The sequence below is a fragment of the Staphylococcus pasteuri genome (assembly GCF_030547725.1).
GTDB classification, from domain to species: Bacteria; Bacillota; Bacilli; order Staphylococcales; family Staphylococcaceae; genus Staphylococcus; species Staphylococcus pasteuri.
Window position 1 is genome coordinate 182,660 of record NZ_JAUOQO010000001.1, and the last position, 17,965, is coordinate 200,624.

18 protein-coding genes and 1 pseudogene are annotated in these 17,965 nt (G+C 32.2%); 4 read left to right on the top strand and 15 right to left on the bottom strand.

From position 1 onward, the window contains the following. Positions 1 to 5: 5 nt before the first annotated feature. The 6 genes and pseudogenes from Q4528_RS00815 to pgsB form a co-directional block, all read right to left on the bottom strand. Positions 6 to 182: pseudogene (locus Q4528_RS00815) on the bottom strand (IS5/IS1182 family transposase); the annotation flags it as partial. Positions 183 to 560: 378 nt separating this feature from the next. Beyond that, the gene (locus Q4528_RS00820; RefSeq protein ID WP_017636559.1) at positions 561 to 2,162 is read right to left on the bottom strand and encodes a gamma-glutamyltransferase; all 1,602 of its coding nucleotides are present in this window, start codon (positions 2,160 to 2,162) and stop codon (positions 561 to 563) included. A gap of 2 nt (positions 2,163 to 2,164) precedes the next feature. Further along, entirely contained in the window at positions 2,165 to 2,326 is a 162-nt protein-coding gene (locus Q4528_RS00825) for a hypothetical protein (RefSeq protein WP_017636560.1), read from the bottom strand. Then, entirely contained in the window at positions 2,316 to 3,389 is a 1,074-nt protein-coding gene (locus Q4528_RS00830; protein WP_017636561.1) for a CapA family protein, read from the bottom strand. The genes Q4528_RS00825 and Q4528_RS00830 overlap by 11 nt, the downstream gene beginning before the upstream one ends. Positions 3,390 to 3,415: 26 nt before the next feature. Continuing rightward, a complete protein-coding gene (pgsC, locus tag Q4528_RS00835; RefSeq protein ID WP_002450119.1) occupies positions 3,416 to 3,868 on the bottom strand; it encodes a poly-gamma-glutamate biosynthesis protein PgsC in 453 nt (150 codons plus the stop codon). A gap of 1 nt (position 3,869) precedes the next feature. Continuing rightward, a complete protein-coding gene (pgsB, locus tag Q4528_RS00840; protein WP_026083444.1) occupies positions 3,870 to 5,027 on the bottom strand; it encodes a poly-gamma-glutamate synthase PgsB in 1,158 nt (385 codons plus the stop codon). A 453-nt stretch (positions 5,028 to 5,480) separates the two neighbouring features. Here pgsB and Q4528_RS00845 point away from each other — a divergent pair, with 453 nt between their 5' ends. After that, positions 5,481 to 5,810: a hypothetical protein gene (locus Q4528_RS00845; RefSeq protein ID WP_029056088.1), complete on the top strand. Its 330-nt coding sequence runs from the start codon at positions 5,481 to 5,483 to the stop codon at positions 5,808 to 5,810. A 56-nt stretch (positions 5,811 to 5,866) separates the two neighbouring features. Here the strand turns inward: Q4528_RS00845 and Q4528_RS00850 are convergent, their stop codons facing one another. The 4 genes from Q4528_RS00850 to Q4528_RS00865 all read right to left on the bottom strand — a co-directional run bounded on the left by Q4528_RS00850 (position 5,867) and on the right by Q4528_RS00865 (position 8,774). Beyond that, on the bottom strand, positions 5,867 to 6,841 hold the full coding sequence (locus tag Q4528_RS00850; protein ID WP_029056087.1) for an alpha/beta hydrolase fold domain-containing protein: 975 nt from the start codon (positions 6,839 to 6,841) through the stop codon (positions 5,867 to 5,869). A 78-nt stretch (positions 6,842 to 6,919) separates the two neighbouring features. Further along, entirely contained in the window at positions 6,920 to 7,768 is an 849-nt protein-coding gene (locus Q4528_RS00855; protein WP_046467001.1) for a YitT family protein, read from the bottom strand. Between the two features lie 190 nt (positions 7,769 to 7,958). Continuing rightward, a complete protein-coding gene (locus Q4528_RS00860; RefSeq protein WP_303520177.1) occupies positions 7,959 to 8,300 on the bottom strand; it encodes a thioredoxin family protein in 342 nt (113 codons plus the stop codon). A 66-nt stretch (positions 8,301 to 8,366) separates the two neighbouring features. Continuing rightward, the gene (locus Q4528_RS00865) at positions 8,367 to 8,774 is read right to left on the bottom strand and encodes an acyl-CoA thioesterase (RefSeq protein WP_017636567.1); all 408 of its coding nucleotides are present in this window, start codon (positions 8,772 to 8,774) and stop codon (positions 8,367 to 8,369) included. Positions 8,775 to 8,989: 215 nt separating this feature from the next. Between Q4528_RS00865 and Q4528_RS00870 the strand changes: the two genes are divergently transcribed. Beyond that, on the top strand, positions 8,990 to 10,045 hold the full coding sequence (locus tag Q4528_RS00870; protein ID WP_029056084.1) for a zinc-dependent alcohol dehydrogenase family protein: 1,056 nt from the start codon (positions 8,990 to 8,992) through the stop codon (positions 10,043 to 10,045). A 358-nt stretch (positions 10,046 to 10,403) separates the two neighbouring features. On the opposite strand, the gene ptsG is transcribed toward Q4528_RS00870, so the two are convergent. The 5 genes from ptsG to cidR all read right to left on the bottom strand — a co-directional run bounded on the left by ptsG (position 10,404) and on the right by cidR (position 16,654). Beyond that, on the bottom strand, positions 10,404 to 12,470 hold the full coding sequence (ptsG, locus tag Q4528_RS00875; protein WP_303520178.1) for a glucose-specific PTS transporter subunit IIBC: 2,067 nt from the start codon (positions 12,468 to 12,470) through the stop codon (positions 10,404 to 10,406). 229 nt (positions 12,471 to 12,699) lie between these two features. Further along, entirely contained in the window at positions 12,700 to 14,439 is a 1,740-nt protein-coding gene (locus tag Q4528_RS00880) for a pyruvate oxidase (protein WP_029055994.1), read from the bottom strand. A 44-nt stretch (positions 14,440 to 14,483) separates the two neighbouring features. Next, entirely contained in the window at positions 14,484 to 15,173 is a 690-nt protein-coding gene (locus Q4528_RS00885; protein WP_017636570.1) for an LrgB family protein, read from the bottom strand. Continuing rightward, positions 15,170 to 15,562, bottom strand: a complete 393-nt coding sequence (locus Q4528_RS00890; protein ID WP_303520180.1) for a CidA/LrgA family protein — start codon at positions 15,560 to 15,562, stop codon at positions 15,170 to 15,172. The genes Q4528_RS00885 and Q4528_RS00890 overlap by 4 nt, the downstream gene beginning before the upstream one ends. Before the next feature lie 213 nt (positions 15,563 to 15,775). Then, entirely contained in the window at positions 15,776 to 16,654 is an 879-nt protein-coding gene (gene cidR / locus Q4528_RS00895; protein WP_017636572.1) for a cidABC operon transcriptional activator CidR, read from the bottom strand. 177 nt (positions 16,655 to 16,831) lie between these two features. Between cidR and Q4528_RS00900 the strand changes: the two genes are divergently transcribed. Then, positions 16,832 to 17,047, top strand: coding sequence for a sterile alpha motif-like domain-containing protein (locus Q4528_RS00900; RefSeq protein ID WP_002450133.1), 216 nt, complete (start codon positions 16,832 to 16,834; stop codon positions 17,045 to 17,047). 451 nt (positions 17,048 to 17,498) lie between these two features. After that, entirely contained in the window at positions 17,499 to 17,936 is a 438-nt protein-coding gene (locus tag Q4528_RS00905) for a CHAP domain-containing protein (RefSeq protein ID WP_046466998.1), read from the top strand. Positions 17,937 to 17,965: the final 29 nt, after the last annotated feature.

The window sequence follows — 17,965 nt, forward strand, 5'->3', positions numbered from 1 at the left end:
AAGTATAAAAGAAAAATAGGGTGATATGACGTAGCATCACGATAATGTTTGAATTCATCGAATTCATTAAGTTGAATTGTTTCAACGATTTCATTAACATGTCGCGACATATCATTTGTGGGAATATGGACTGAAGTTTCCATAGGTAGCGTATGTTGAATCATGTTATAATCTTTATACATAAGTCACTTCGTTTATTTAGTTTAGTGATGTTTATTAAATTATACGAAAGTGCCTTATTTTCCCAAAGTGTTTTAATGTAAAATTACATATAAATACGTAGTATTTATGGCAAGACTCCTGAGGGAACAGTACTAGTTGAAGACCTTAGAAATTCTCACAGATTTATCTGTGTAGAATTTCTGGCTGAAACTGTACCATCGGAAGGGACTCAACACAGAGAAACTGATTAAATCAGTTTCTACAAGCAAAGCAAGTTGGGCATAGTGTAGCCATACAATACGAAGTATTGGGTATAAAGTAAGCACTAAGATGATTAAAATAAATCATCTTAGTGCTATTATTTTAGTATTTATTTCACAGCCTGTTGTAGATATATCTTATCTGTTACCAACGTCTGAACCGACGTCTACTTTCTTACTTTTCTTGTCGTATACTGCTCCTTGTACACTACCAAAGTTTGGATCATTTCGTTTTTCCTTCACACCATATCCAAGATTTTTGAAAATCTCTAAGTCTTCGTCACTCGTAGCATTTTCATAATAAATGGTACCACCATCATTGTAGAATCTTGGTTTGTCGACCGCTTCTTGTAAGGTACCGTCACCTCTTAAATAATCGACAATGACTTCATTTAACATTGTTGGAATTTTGTTACCACCAGGAGTACCAATACCCATATAGAAGTCTGTACCTACTATAATTGATGGCGAAATAAATGAACGTGGTGCTTTATGTTTTTCACCATAGTTAGGACTTGCTTGAGATTTAGAGAAGTCTCCTAATGAGTTGTTCATATAGAAACCTTCCTTCATAAAGTCACCTGAACCAAAGTAACTTGATAATGTATTGGTAGTACTCGCAACTTTACCTTGCTTATCAATAACAACAAAGTGTGTTGTACTAGTATTATCTGTTTGAATTGGATTAAAATCACTTCCACCTTCAGCTGTTGTACCTACATTTACTTTGTTCAATTCACCTAGTAAATAATCATCTGATAAATGTTCTTCGCTACTAGGTTCCGCACCATTTACAATGTCACGATTGCTATACATAACATCACGAGATTCTAATATACCTTTAATGTAGCTATTACGATCAGCAGTACCTTGATTTTCTTGTTCATCTATTTTTAATCCTTGTAGTGTCAATGTTCCTCCTAGAGGATTTGAAGCTGAATAAACTTTGTTTCCTAAGTACTCTGTACTTACTGGTTCTTTCTTTTCAGTTTTAAATGTATTGAAATCTTTCTCTGTTAATTGATTATCCAATTGTTTAGAGATACTTTTACCTACATCTTTATAGAAATAATCTGGACCTTTATCACGAATTTTCTTCAATGTATCCGCTAGTTTATCTTGTTTAACAACATCGCCTTCACGGACCGTTTTCTTACCTTTAAAGAATGGTGAATTACGATCAATTTTAGAACCATATATTTTCAAACTACGTTCTAATTCTGAATCTACTTCAAATCCATCTTCAGCAAGTGGAATAATATAACCAAAGAGTTTCTTCTCATCCATCTTACCTTCTTTTTCATGCATATCATGCATACCTCTTACGAAACCAGGCGTACCAATTTTATCTCCTTGTTTATAGTTATAAGAAGAATATGTTTTATATTCATATAAATTTGGTACTTGGCCTTCTGTACCATCATAAGTTAATGTGGCGCCACCACCACCTAGACCAGATGAATGAGGTTCAGTAACCGCTAATGCATATGATACTGCGAAAGCAGCGTCTGTTGCATTTCCACCATCTTCAATAACCTTGTTACCTATTTTAGTAGCAATCGCATTGTTAGATGCCACCCCATAGTTTTTATTTCCAGCCTTTTTATGATTTGTTATTTTGTTCTCGTATAGTTTATCTTTATCAATCTTTTCATCTTTCGTAAAATAGTAAAATACAAACGAAATAATAATGGTCAAGATTAATATGACAGTCAAGGTTGCTTTATTATATATGTTCATTCCTAACTTGCCCCTTTTGAAAGATATTGCTGTTCTCCATTTTTCAATTCTTGCTGTTCATAACTATCTAAACCTTCATTTGCTCTTGCGAATATGACGAGTAGGAAAATAATTACTACAATAACGATTACAGTGATCGGCAGCCAATGTTTTTTAATATTCAAATGTATAACCTCCATCGTCAGCTTTTTTTAAATCAATTGATTGGTCTTTAATATTATTGTAAAAGCGTCTTTGGTCCATTTTGTTCATATCATCTTCAGAAATTTTACCGTCTTTCGATTGAATTGGTGTGAGATGGAACTTATGTTTTTTATCTTTCCAATCATCTTGTACAACCATACCTTTTTGATTTTTCGATAAGAAATCATCTGATGTTGTATTTCCCAGGCTATAAAAAATAGGAGTGTTCTTGTATTTTTCGACTTTTTGAATAACTGAATTATGTCCAATAATCACATCTGCTCCTGCTTTGGATAAAGCATGCGCATATTCTTTTTGACGATCTGTAACATTTCTTTCGTTTGGAATTCCCCAGTCAACATTAACTACTACATAATCATTATTTTGTTTTAATTTTTTAATTAATGGATAAAAAATGTCTGGATCCAAACTGATAGATGTCGTATTTTTAAGTGGTTCTGCATAATTTGATTCTACATCTGTAAATGATACATTAGCTATTTTCTTACCTTTAACATCTTGTTGCACGGTTTTACTATTAATAGGGTTAGAACCATTCCCCGTTAGGAAATTATACCCAGCTTGCGATTCTACCTTTTCCATCAAGTCTCTTGCAGTAACATTATCCGCAGTCTGATTAATTAAATTTACACTTTTAATGTTCTGCTTTTTCAAGAACATGATGTTTTCTAAATTTTTCTCAATCTCTTTCTTAGAATCTTTAGCAAAGTCATTCACTAACAATGAGGCCGTTGAAAAGTCACTATTCTTCAGTGGCTCTTGTAACCCTGAAAATACACTATTGAGATTATTTTGACGTATATGTTTATTTAATGTGATATTACCCAAATAGGTCATGCGAACACTGTTTGGATCTTTTGCATCACTTTTCACAGGTACCACTTTAACTGCGCGAATAGCGAAGACTATTAATACTAAAGCGATAAGAAGAACTATGGCTGTGTATAAAGTGTTTCTACGTTTATGACGTTTAGATTGTTTGAGCAACCATTCGCTTGGTGTTAATCGTTTTTTCTTTTTCATTGTAATTACGCGCTCCTTGTTCTTGATTAATTAATAAAACTGTATAAGAACAAGATGACATATGTAATACATGTTAATAACATAGTAGATGATAATGTTATTACAACACCTTGTTTTTGAATTGTGTTCGCGATGATACCAGGAATAACTACCCCAATACCAGACACTTCGACCATTTCAAATGGGGTTAATGGATATATCAAATCAAATATAAATTTTAATACCATACCTGTTAAAATCATGGCAGCGAATTTTCTTCTACCATATAAAATAACCCATTTACTAATACCGTTGTTTACAATAAAGAATGTTAAACAACTGATAATTAATACTGATAAAAGCATGATGGGTTGATCAAAAATTAATGCTAAATAACCAGGTACTACCAGTCCTGCTGGATTAATACCAAATTTCTCAGCGAATATAAGACTGAGAACAACACCTACAAATAAGGAGAAATATAATTCTGAACCTATCATTTTATTCTATCCCTTCTATGAATTCCGCTATTCTTCCACCTGGTCCGTGTATGTTACCTACACAAAAGACAAGTGCATTGTCCGCTTCTTTCATAATAGCTTTTTCTATTTCTGTAAAATCTTGTCCTTCAAAATTTAAATATTTCTTATCAGGTAATCGATGCATCAAATCTGATACCATTTGTGTACTTTTTCCGGTACAGATAAGCGTATCGTATTCCACATCTTCTAAGAAATCTTCAACAAACAATTTAGTTCTATCAATTCTATCTGAACGACAATTTAATATGACGATTTTCTTACTATAAGGATAATTGTATGATTCTACTTTATTTAATATCGCTTTCGTAGATTTTGGCTCATTAGCAGCAAATGCATTAACAAAAACATTTTTCGTGTTATTTGCATGGAAATATTTAATTCTAACTGCACCTGGATCTGCAGGCGCATTTAACATTCCTTCTAACGCTGTTTCACTATCAACGCCTACTGCTTGGGCAATGCCTAATACAATAGCCACATTATCTGGAAAGACTAAATAATCAAATTTTCTTAAGTATGATTCAGGTATTTTATCTTTATCAACAACAATTAATTCTGTTTTACGTTTTTTAGCTTCTTTAGCAAAAAAGTCTGTAAACTCATCTTTCATAACAACCAATTTCCCTTTATAAGGAATGGTTGCGGTAAACGCTTGTGCTACATCTTTTAGTGTCGGTCCTAATACATCCATATGGTCTTCCATTACATTAACGATAACGCCCACGTTAGCTTTTACTAAGTCCTTCTGGAATGTAATTTGATAGTCAGGATTGACAGCCATACATTCATTTACAAGTGCATTGGCTTTTTGTTTAACAACTTTACGAATGATATCTCTTTGTTCACCTATATTGGCACCTTGAGGTTTTCTTATTACTGGATACTCTTTTTGAGTAAACCAATACATCATTCGTGCGTCTGTTCCTGTTGTTTTCCCTATGACTCTATAGTGATCTTCTCTCAATACACTATATGCCATTCGAGTAATAGTTGATTTACCTCGAATACCATTAATATTAATTCGTATAGGGATTTTCTTAAGTCGATTCGCATGGCGCCTTTTTTCTTTAATACCTAGCCATAGAATCAACACAACACATATTGTTATGAGAATCACGCTACAATCCCTCTCTTTTCTATGTATATTGAATTGTTAATGGAATGGAAATTTATTTTTCTCTATAAAGTATGAAAAAAATCTATCCAATTATTAAAACGCTTCCATTAATATAAATCTTATAAAAACAATTAATCAAAAGTCAATATATATTAAATATTCACTTAAAACTTAAAATAAAAAATTACTTATCTATAACTTATAGTAGTAGACTATCATTTGGTTATTGATTCAGTTTTAACTCTTTTAATTAACCATTAAAATAATGTAAATAAATGTAAAGGCTTACTTGAAGAATAGGACATATTGTTAATCATTTAGACTGTATTTGGTTACTAGCCTTGACATACCTTGTATTGAGAAAGACATATATTTTTTACTAGGAATTTACATTAAATTAAAAAACAAATGTTAAATTAAGAGTGTAGTTACTCAGACCTTAGGAGGAGAAGAATGGAAAAGTCAGTTAAATTTGCTATTGGAATTTATTTAGCAGCTATTTTAATAGTGACAACACTTTACTTATCATTCATTCTAGTTGGAAGTTTACAAGGAAAAGACATGAGCAATTCTGTATTAGATACAGATCACACTAAAATAAATAATAAAACACGTAATAGCGATGAAGCCGTAGACTCTAGTTTAAAAAATGAAGATGCTTCATCAAAAGAACATTCATATACATCTACAAATTATAAAAATGTTGATTCTAAAGACTCAAATCAGCATCAATCAAAACAAATAGATAACAAAACAGCGAATTCAAATTATCAAACATATTGATAAATGAATTCGCTGTTATACTCAATGTAAACCCACTCATTTTATAAGGAGTAGGGTTATTTTTTTATAATAATTTGTTTAAGTTGATTCAAGACGTCTTCTCTTTCCGGAAGAGGAAATATAGGATAAATATGAAACAAATTGTCACCTTGTATAAATTCATGTTCAATCCCTTTTTGATCAAGCATTTGGGATAATTTAAGCGCGTCAGGATATAATGTTTCTTTAGTACCTATGACAATAGTCAAGTGACCGAGATGGTTTATATCACCATTAATAGGTGAAATTCTATAGTCATCTAAAGGCGTATCCCCTGCCCATAAACCTGCTAAGTATTTACTTCCATCAATACCTAACATTGGGTCTATTTGTTCATATTTTTTCGTTTCTGGATTACTAAATGTAGCATCTAACACAGGTGATAATAATACAATATGTCCTGGTTGTGGTAATGATCTATCATTTAATGATTGTGCAAATGATAAGGCAATTTGACCACCTGCTGAATCACCCATAACAATAAGTTGATCCGGATTATCTACTTTATTAAGTAAATTTTGATAAATTTTATGGAGGAGTACCTCTGTCGTTATATAATCTCTATGTGGCACTTTAGGATATATAGGCATTACTATTTTAGCGTCTAACGTTTCTGCAAGTAAGTCTATAAATTCAAAGTGATAATCTAAAGGATCTTGAAACCAAGCGCCACCATGAATATATAATACTGTCCTTTGTTGTCGGTCACCTTGATTGTTAACAACATAAACTAATGAACCAAAGTAATCTTGGATACTAACGTTATGGTTAAATTCATATTCAGTACCTGCATACTTACCCGCAGTTTCATCTTTGGTCTTTTCAAGTGCTTTTTTAGCGCCTTCAACACTATCGAACGTGCTTTTCATTCCATTTAATCGCATCATTTTTTCTTGAACGAAACTACGATAACTTCTCTGTTCTTTGACTTTAGCGAATAATATACTACCTACTAAAGTAGAACTTATCACAGCTAGAACTTTCTTGAACATTGAAATCCACCTCCTTTATCCTTTACTTCTATAATATAATAATTTCGAATTTTTCGCGTTATAAAAGTCTTTTTAAGTTTATTTAATATTCATAAATCCGTTACCTAAAACGTCTCTTACATCATGAATAACAAGAAATGCATTGTCATCATAACGGTTAACAATTTTCTTTACTGTAGCAATCTGACTTTGAGATACTACTGCATATAATATATCTGTATTATCTAATTGATAAGCACCTTTACCATCTAACAATGTTGATCCTCTTCCAGTAGCTTGGTATATTTCAGAACTAATATCTTTATTGTGATCTGAAATAACTGTTACTGCTTTTTTAGGATTAAATCCTTCTACTACAAATGCCATCGTTTTTTCGACAATAAATAGCATAACGATTGTATATAGTACATTAGTGATAGGCAACACTAGTAAAAATGATAGTACTACCAATGCGTCTAATATAAATAACGCTTGGGATGTTTTAACTTCTGAATATTTACTTATAATACGTGCAATGACCGATGTACCACCTAATGTACTTCGTGATGCAATAACTAGGCCTGAACCTATACCGATTAATACACCAGCAAAGACTGCATTAATAAAGTTTTCATTAATTCCTAAACTAAAACTTTTAGTTAAATCTAAGAAAATGGAGCTGGCTGTAATCGTAATCACTGTATAAATTGCCGTCGTTTTACTCAAATATTTCCAACCAATGATAATTAAAATAGCATTAATGAGGAAAGATGTAAGCGCCGGTGATAAACCTAGGGTATATTTTAATACAAGGGACATACCAATAGCGCCGCCCTCACCAAGGTTACCAGGTATCACAAAACTATTTACCCCGAGCGCAATTAATAGTGTTCCTACAAGACAGAAAACTGTATTTTTAATATGATAAGTACGAGAATGTTTTGCCATTTTAGCCTCCTTCTGTAACACTGCTTAAATCGTTACTATCGTATTTTTATATAAAAATTTCACACGTTTTCTATCATAACACTTAATTATTACACGTCCCACCAACTCGGGTTAAATCGTATAATGAGAATTTAGTATATTAAAAAACACTCGAACATTAATTTCATTCGAGTGTCTGTAAACCTATTTATTATTTTGAACTTTCGTATATTTGTTCATACATCGGTGTTAACTGGCGTTCAAATTTTTGTAAATCAATAAACCTACCTTGTCTATGCATTTCTTTACCATTCATAAATATTAAATCTACAGGTACGGTAAAAATAGATAATTCTCCTGCAATATCTGTTACTTCATTTTGATTAATAATAACTAATTTCACTTGAGGAAACGTTTCTTGTAATAAGTCTTTCACTTGAGGTAACACGGCATGACAAACACTACAGTGATCTCTCATCACATGAACTACAACTAATGGATGTTGATTAATGAAAGTTTTAAATTGTGCTACATCTCGAATTGTCTCAGTCATACCATACACCCTCTCGAGTTAAAATTAGTACAGATCATCTTTAATATATAAGTACGAATTTTCACTTTATTTCATTATATCTTGAAAAACTTGAGGTAACTTCGTTATTTTTTGCTTTTCTAAATCATAAAAACCACCTGTTTGGTAACCTATACAATGTACTTTATCTTCAGATGAGATTTCAAATTTGAATATCCATTTCATTTTACTTGCTTTAATCATCCAACAACGTGCTCTCGGTCTATCGTGTATCGTTACTGGTACTTTATAATCCGCTTCCGTTTTCATTAAAATTGGTGAAATGCCTTTAGATATCATTTCTGAATAATTCATATATTGATTAATAAAAATGGTACGTAAATCTTCAAACCATCTTATAAACACGATATTACTTACAATCCCCATTGCATCAATATCATATCCATTTACTTCTATCTCTGTATCAACAATTAATTTGCCTTCTTCAGTATCCATTATTTATTTCTCCCTTATATCTATATTCATGTCTATTTTAAGCTATTTAAACATTATTTTCATCTTTGTGGACTTTAATATGTTTATCGGGCCTCTTTTTTATAACTATATTATTCTATTATTTATAATCATTATTTTAATATAAAACAATTCAAAAATTTTAAATTATGGTATAATAGATGTGAAATCATTCACATTAAAATGGAGGGATTCCTATGAAGGCCTATAATTACTCAAAACCTGGTGTAGCAAAGTTAATTGATAAGGAAAAGCCAGTCATTACAGAAAGTACTGACGCTATTATTAGAATGGTCAAAACGACTATTTGTGGTACAGACTTACACATTATCAAAGGTGATACTCCAGAAGTACCTGAAAATACAACACTTGGTCACGAAGGTATCGGTATTGTTGAATCAGTTGGATCTAATGTGAACAACTTTAAAGTTGGAGATAAAGTCATTGTCTCTGCAGTATCTTCTTGTGGTAAATGCTATTACTGTAAAAAAGGTATTTATGCACACTGTGAAAATGACGGTGGATGGATTTTAGGACATTTAATTAATGGTACACAGGCAGAATATGTTAAAGTTCCTTTTGCAGATAACTCGTTATATCACGCACCTGACTCATTACCAGATGAAGCTTTAGTTATGCTTTCAGATATTTTACCAACTGGTTATGAGATTGGTGTATTAAAAGGAAAGGTTAAACCCGGTAGTACTGTAGCTATTGTTGGTGCTGGACCAGTCGGTTTAGCTACATTATTAACTGCACAATTCTATTCTCCATCAAAAATTATTATGATTGATTTAGATGATAACCGTTTGGAAACTGCCAAATCACTTGGCGCGACACATACTATCAATTCTAGTAATGTTGAACAAGCTATTAAAGAAGTCTATGAGCTCAATCATCGCGGCGTCGATGTCGCTATTGAAGCTGTAGGTATTCCTCAAACGTTTGATTTATGTCAAAAATTAATTGGCGTCGACGGTACAATTGCTAATGTCGGTGTTCACGGTTTACCAGTTCAATTTGATATCGACAAATTATGGATCAAAAATATCAATGTCTCTACTGGTTTAGTTTCAGGTAATACTACAGAAGAACTATTAGAAGCATTAAAAAGTAAAATCATTCAACCTGAACAACTCGTTACTCACTATAGTAAGTTAAGCGAGATTGAAAACGCATATGATTTATTTAGAAATGCTACTGACCACAAAGCGATTAAATTATTAATTGAAAATGATATTACAGAAGCATAATCCTTTAGATATAAAATAGACTGTGACATGAATCCTAAAATAATAGCACTAAGATGATTTATTTTAATCATCTTAGTGCTTTCTTTATACCCAATACTTCGTATTGTATGGCTTCGCTTTCCAAGGGTACAGTTTCAGCCAGAAATACTACACAGATAAATCTGTGAGAATTTCTAAGGTCTTCAACTAGTACTGTTCCCTCAGGAGTCTTGCCATAAATACTATGTATTTATATGCAATTTCATACTAAATTACTTAAAAAAATAATAAAATAGACAATTTCTATATTATTCCAATAGAAATTGTCTATTTTCACTTGTCCAAGAACTTTATATCCCTGATACTTTATCTCTATTAATTATTTAACTTTCATAATACGTTTACTTGGCTCAACATCTTTAATATCGTCCACTGTTAACGTTTTGTTATCCAAGTTTGTGATAACTAATGGTGTCACAATGCTTGGTGCATTTTCTTTAAGATATGCTAAGTTTACTTTCATTAAAGGTTGACCTTGAGTCACTGGTTCATCCGCATTGACTAAACTTTCAAAACCTTCTCCATTTAACTTAACTGTATCTATACCAATATGAATTAATAATTCAATTCCTGTATCAGATTCTAATCCAATCGCATGTTTTGTTGGGAATATTGTCTTCACTGTACCGTCAAATGGCGCAACGATTTCACCTTTTTCAGGGATAAATCCAATACCGTCTCCCATCATTTTTTCAGAGAATACTTTATCAGGTACTTCAGATAATGGAATAATTTGTCCAACACCTGGCGCATAGATTTCAGTTTCAGCAATATTTTCTACGTGTACTGGTCCTTCTGAATCTTCTTCAGTGACAGTTGTTTCACTTGGTTTAGTAATTTCACCACTCATGATTTTTGCCATATCATGTTTAATTTGATCTGATTTTGGACCAAAAATAGCTTGCATGTTATTACCAACTTCAAGTACACCAGAAGCACCTAATGCTTTTAGTCCTGGTACGTCTACTTTTGCTTTATCATTAACTTCAACACGTAAACGAGTGATACAAGCATCTAAATGTTTAATATTCTCTTTACCACCCATTGCATCTAATACATCAAATGGTAATTTAGCCACACTTGAATTTCTGACTTCTTGTTCTTTATCTTCTCTACCAGGCGTTTTTAAATTGAACTTTCTGATAGCAAAATCGAATAAGAAATAATAAACCAGTGCATATACGGTACCTACTGGAATAACTAATAACGCATTTGTTCTATGCCAGTTTAATAATCCGAATAATACATAGTCTATGAATCCACCAGAGAATGTCATACCAATTTTTACACCTAATAAATGCATAATTAAGAATGAAGAACCTGCTAATACAACGTGGATTGCATATAACAATGGCGCTACAAATAAGAATGAGAACTCAAGTGGTTCTGTAATACCTGTTAAGAATGATGTTAATCCTGCTGATAGCATCAAACCACCAACAATTTTTTTACGTTCTGGACGAGCATTTTTATAAATAGCAAATGCTGCAGCTGGTAAACCAAACATCATAAATGGATATTTACCAGTAGTAAATGTACCAGCAGTAAATGGTACACCGTCTTTTAATTGAGCCATCCAAATACGTTGGTCACCACGAACCAATTCACCAGCATGGTTTGTATAATGTCCGAACTCGAACCAGAATGGTGCATAGAAAATATGATGCAAACCAAATGGAATTAGTGAACGTTCAATAACACCAAAAATAAATGTTGTTAATACTAAGTTTTTCGTTAATAAGAAGTTTGATAAATCATTTAAACCTGTTTGAATAGGTGGCCATACCCAACTTAATACAATACCAACAATAATTGCGGCCACAGATGTTGCTATAGGGACGAAACGTTTACCTGCAAAGAATCCTAAAAATGCTGGTAACGTAATATTATAGTATTTGTTATAACACCATGCGGCTACGGCTCCCATGATAATACCGCCAAACACACCAGTTTGTAGTGTAGGGATACCTAACACTAACGCAAATTCAGGTTGTTTAGCAGCTTGACTTAATTCTTTAGCACCTTTTGCATAAGAGAAGATATCATCAATTGTAATATTTAAATATTTACCCATAGTGGCATTCATAATTAAATAACCAACTAGTGCTGCTAATGCTGCTACACCATCTCCTCCTGCTAATCCAAGTGCTGTACCGACTGCGAATAATAGTGGTAAGTTGTCAAAAATGACTTGTCCTGCTGCTTCCATAATAGAAGAAATCATAACAAAGACATTATTTGTTAACCAAGGCGCAATTTTGACTAACTGTTCATTGTGCATTGCATTCCCAAATGCAAGTAAAATCCCAGCTGCTGGTAAAATTGCCACAGGTAACATTAACGCTTTACCTATACGTTGCAATTGCCCAAAGAGCTTTTTAAACATATAAAAACATTCCTCTCATATTGTAGTCATTTACATGTACATAAAAAAAGACATGAACAAACAAGACCATAATAAATGGCCAAATGTTTGCTCATGCCTGCATCACCAGTAACACGCAAATGTTATTTTTAATTTAAATATAGTATACACATTAGCTGAAGCGTTTACAATAGTTTATTTTAAAAAAATCTCAACCAAAACGAGTTGGTTGAGATTTATAGAATCTATATTATAAGAAACGTTTTGTTGCTACTGAGATTGGTGGGATTTGATCAAAGTCTAAATGTTTATCTTCAGTAATTGATCTGTATGCCCATTTACCATAACCAAGTGCTTCTGAGTTAACAATTTTACCTGGTAATGGTGCAGCATTAGGGTCAACATGTACATCAACGATAGTTGGAACGTTTTGTGACATTGCTTCTTCAACAATATCATCTAAACGACTAGCATCTTTAACTGTATAACCTTTACCGCCAGCAGCTTCAGCGAATTTAGCATGATCCATATCAGAGAAATCAATGGCATATTCTAATTCACCAGCAGCTTGTTGTTCATATTTAATGAACGCTAATTGTTTGTTGTTTAATACGAAAATTGTTAATGGTAAATCGTATTGAACTGCAGTTGCAAAGTCTTGCATTACCATTTGGAATGCGCCGTCCCCTGCAATTGCTACTGATTGACGGTCTGGGTAAGCAACTTTAGCTGCCATAGCACCTGGAAGTGCACAACCCATAGTACCTAACCAACTTGAGATCATAAATTTGTTATTTACACCTAAGTTTAAATAACGAGTTGACCATACTGTTGAAGTACCAACGTCTGCTGAAACAATAGCATCGTCTTTTAAGTTGTCATTGATAGCTTTCATTAAACGTTCTGGACGTAATGGTGAATTATTATTATTTAAATCTTGTTCCATCCATTTATCCCATACTGCTTTACGTTCTAAAGTTTTGTCTAAGAATGGACGTTTAGCAACGTGTTTAATGTTTTCGCTTAATTGTTCTAATGCAATTTTAGCGTCTCCTAAGATACCAACGTTGATATCGAAACGGTGACTAATATGTGCTTCATTAGTATCAATTTGGATTGCTTTAATATTTTTCTTAGGTAAATATTTAACGAATGGGAAGTTAGTACCAATCATAATTAAAAGATCTGCATCTTGAATTGTTTGATATGATACTTTAGTACCGATTTGTCCTAAGTTACCTAAATTGTAAGGATGATCATCAGCAAGGATTGCTTTTGCTGGTAATGAATGAATAGCTGGGATTTTAGCCATTTCTATAAATTCACGTAATTCATCTTTTGCATGTTGTGCACCAACACCGAAAAGAACAACTGGTTTTTTACTTTTATTGATTAATTTAGCAGCTTTTTTGATGTTTTTGAATTTAGGTGCAATTGCTTTAGGTTTAGTTGTATTTACTGGTTTGTTAGTAGTGTCTTTAATTTGTTGAGTTAATAAGTCATTAGGACAGATGATTACTGCTACACCTTTTTGCTCATAAGCTGTACGAATCGCTTCATTAACGATTTCAAATACGTTATCGCCTTTTTGAATTTGGTGGTTATAAACAGCTACATCTTCACATAATTTAGATAAATTAGTTTCTTGGAAAGCACCAGTACCTAATTTATCACTATTTGTTTGACCAGAAATAACTAATTGAGGAACGCTATCCATTTTAGCGTCATACATACCATTTAATAAGTGGATTAAACCAGGTCCACCAATACTTAATGCTACTCCGATTTTACCTGTAATTCTTGTATAACTACCAGCAGCTAAACTTGCTACTTCTTCGTGACGTACGTGGTAGAATTTGAATGAGTCTCTTACTGTACGTAATGAGTCAACTACTGCGTCGATTGAGTCTCCTGGTATACCATATAAGTGATCGATGTCCCATGCTTCTAATGCTTTAACTAATGCTTCATTTGCTTTAATTTTTGCCATTTTTCCAAATAGCCTCCCTTTCTATTTATATGAGTTTCTTCCCTTTAATAGAACAATAAAATAAGTATTGGTATTAAAATCGAACTAATTACTGCAGTTAATATCATACCAATCGAACTAAATGCGCCTGATTCTATATCTAATTCTAGTGCTTTTGCTGTACCGAAAGCGTGAGAAGCGTTACCATATGTTAAGCCTCTCGCGATTGAAGATTTAAAGCCTCCCATACGCAATAGCATTGAACCTAGAATACTGCCTATTAACCCTGTAGCTATTATAAAAAGTACAGTCATTGTATCTGTGCCACCAAGTTCGTTAGAAACTTCTATCCCAACAGCTGCTGTGATAGACCTTGGCAACATAGTAACAATCGTTTCTTTTGAATAGCCGAAGATTTTCAACGTTACGTATACTAACATAAAATTAAGTATTACACCAGTTAACACGCTCGTGAAAATCACAAAAAGGTATTTCTTTATCTTATGTCTGTTTTGATAGAGTGGATAAGCCAAGCAAACGACCGTTGCGTTTAATATATGATTTATCCATTCCCCACCCTTCATGTATCCTTTATAACTAATATCAAACATAAGAAGTATCGCTATAATAATAATTGATGCAATTAATGCTGGATTAAGAAAAGGATTTTTATATTTGTCTTGCAGTTTTTTAGAAATAACATATACCACAATCGTTATAATTATCATAACTGCTGCTTGTAATATGTTATTCATAACTCATCCATCTCTTTTCCTATATCTTTTTTGTTCACCAATTTTTCAGCGATATAGCCTGAGGATAATGCTACTAAACATGTTCCTAAAATAATAATTAAAAAGAACAATAGATAGTTAAGCGTAATGTCTGATACTACATCCATAACGCCGACAACAGATGGAATAAAGAAAAACACCATCGTTTTTAATAGGAAGTCTGCACCTTCATTCACCCACGATACAGGAATTATTTTGAACTGTAATAATAGGTAAAAAATGATGAGACCTACAATACTACCTGCTAAAGGGATGTGTAATAAGCGCTGCACTTCGGTACCGATGAATGAAATAATTAAAATAAGTACGAGTTGTACAATAAGATGTATGAAATCTCTCACCTTATGCATGCTATCTTTCCCTTCTAAAAAATTTGTCTAAATTGTTACAACAATTTTTTAGTGATATTTATAATTATAGTCTTTCTTTTTCTATTATTAAAATACATTTTTCGAATACTAAACATTCCTTAAATTTATGAAAGCGGTTTCTTTCGTTAAGATTAATTCTATTATTATAAATGTGAAAATTTAAGTCATATGAATATTTTAAGGAAATTTATGTTAGGTTAATCTATCTCTTAAATATTCTATCCATTTATTAGTCGCATAACTAAGACGTTTATCCTTTTTCCATACTAGTCCTAGTTCCCACTCTACATTTGCATCTTCAATATTAATGGCACATACATTTTTGTTCATCAATTGAGTAATAGAAAGTGGCAAAATACTTATCCCTAATCTATTACTGATAAGATTTTCAATCACATTCCATTGAGATATTTGAGAAACCATATTGGGTATAAAACCGGCATTTTTAGTTATTTCTATAATTTTATCATTTAAGTAAAAGTCATCATTAAATAAGATAAAGTCTTCGTTAGCTAAATCTTTAATTTTAATAGTTTGATACTTGGCTAATGGATGGTTTTGGTTTAATACGACACACAACGATTCCTTATTAAATGACAGAGCTTCAAAATATTGATGATCGACAGGAAGTGTCGTTATTCCTAAATCTAATTCATCATTTAAAATTTGTTGTTCAATTGATTTTCCACCGTGTTCAACAAAGTTAAATGTCACATTAGGGAATTGATGATGAAAGTCTCCTATCATACCTATTATAGTCTCCATATTCATCACTGCTGATAGACCAATGTTAATATGACCGGTTTCTAAACCATATAAACTACTGATTTCTGACGGTAAATTTTCATATAAGGAGATAATCTCTTTGCTTTTATTGAAAAAGATTTTGCCAGCATCAGTTAAAACAAGTTGCCTCTTTCCTCTATCGAACAATGGTACTGCCATTTCGTCTTCAATATCTTTAATAGCTTTACTAATCGTAGGTTGAGCAATATATAAAAACTTAGAAGCATTTGTCATACCACCTTGCTTCACAACCTCTACAAAATATTTCATATGTTTAATATCCACTAATGTCACCTACTCAAAAAGTTTGTTCCTATTATTATACATTAACGCTTTTGTTTTAATGTGGTTTAAGTATTTCAGCTCTTATATTGGCTTTTATATTGGTTTTTTCACATTAATATTAATAGATAATTGTGTTATAATATGCTTTGGCTCAAAATGATTATTCGAGGTGAGGAATTGAGCTTTTACGAATTTATGCAAAATTTTCTTGGTGATGACACACCATTAGGCGAATTGGTTGATTGGATTAATCAAGATAACAATTTTCCTAGACAAGTGAAGAGCCAAAGTGAAATATTGTCATATTTTCGAACTAATCCGTGTCCTGAAGACTTATCAATGACTATTGTTAAAAGAGCATTGTCAGTCTTCAACCAATTCACTAATGTATGATCTATGTTAATTGTTATTTAGCATTTATCTAACATAAGAATACATGGAAGTCTATCATCTCGAGGGGAGCGGGACAGAAATTTTTCGTAGTTCCACCCCAGCAAAGATGACTAGAATTGAAAAAACTTTAAATAAGTACATTTCAATTCAGTCATCTACTGCCAATATATGCTTTTATTTAGAAATGTTAAATTTATTTATATACTTTTAATGCTGTCGACAAAGTTTCGTGCTTTGTTGATGGCTTTTTTATTTGTACTTATACACTTTCTATTCATAAGAGTAAAACATGAAACTTACATGAAAGTATAAAATATTATTACAATTACCCTATTTATATTTCAGTAACATTACAGTTCCTTGTATAATTCATTTCTAATATTGTATTCTACCTTTTTTACATCTATTATGAATACGGTTACTAAATAAAAAACGATTTTTGGGAGAAAAAATGAAACTTAAAAAATTATTATCTCGTGTCATAATCGCTACTGGAATCTTGTTAACAGGGACTATAACTTATCAAACAGCTGAACAGACACATGTGTCAGAAGCAGCTTCATATAAAAATTATTATAATAAAGGTCAATGCACTTGGTGGGCTTATCAAAGACGCGCACAATTAGGTAAACCTATATCTAATCGTTGGGGCAATGCGAAGAACTGGTATTCAAATGCAAGACGTTCAGGCTATGCTACTGGTCATACTCCTAGACGTTATGCGGTAATGCAATCTACTGCAGGTTACTACGGTCATGTTGCTGTTGTTGAGAAAATTTATAGCAATGGAAATATAAAAATATCAGAATATAACTATAATCGCCCATATAAATATGGAACTAGAATTATAGGAAAATCATCTGCACGTCATTATAATTACATCTATTAAATAAAAAAACGACATGGCATATGCAACTT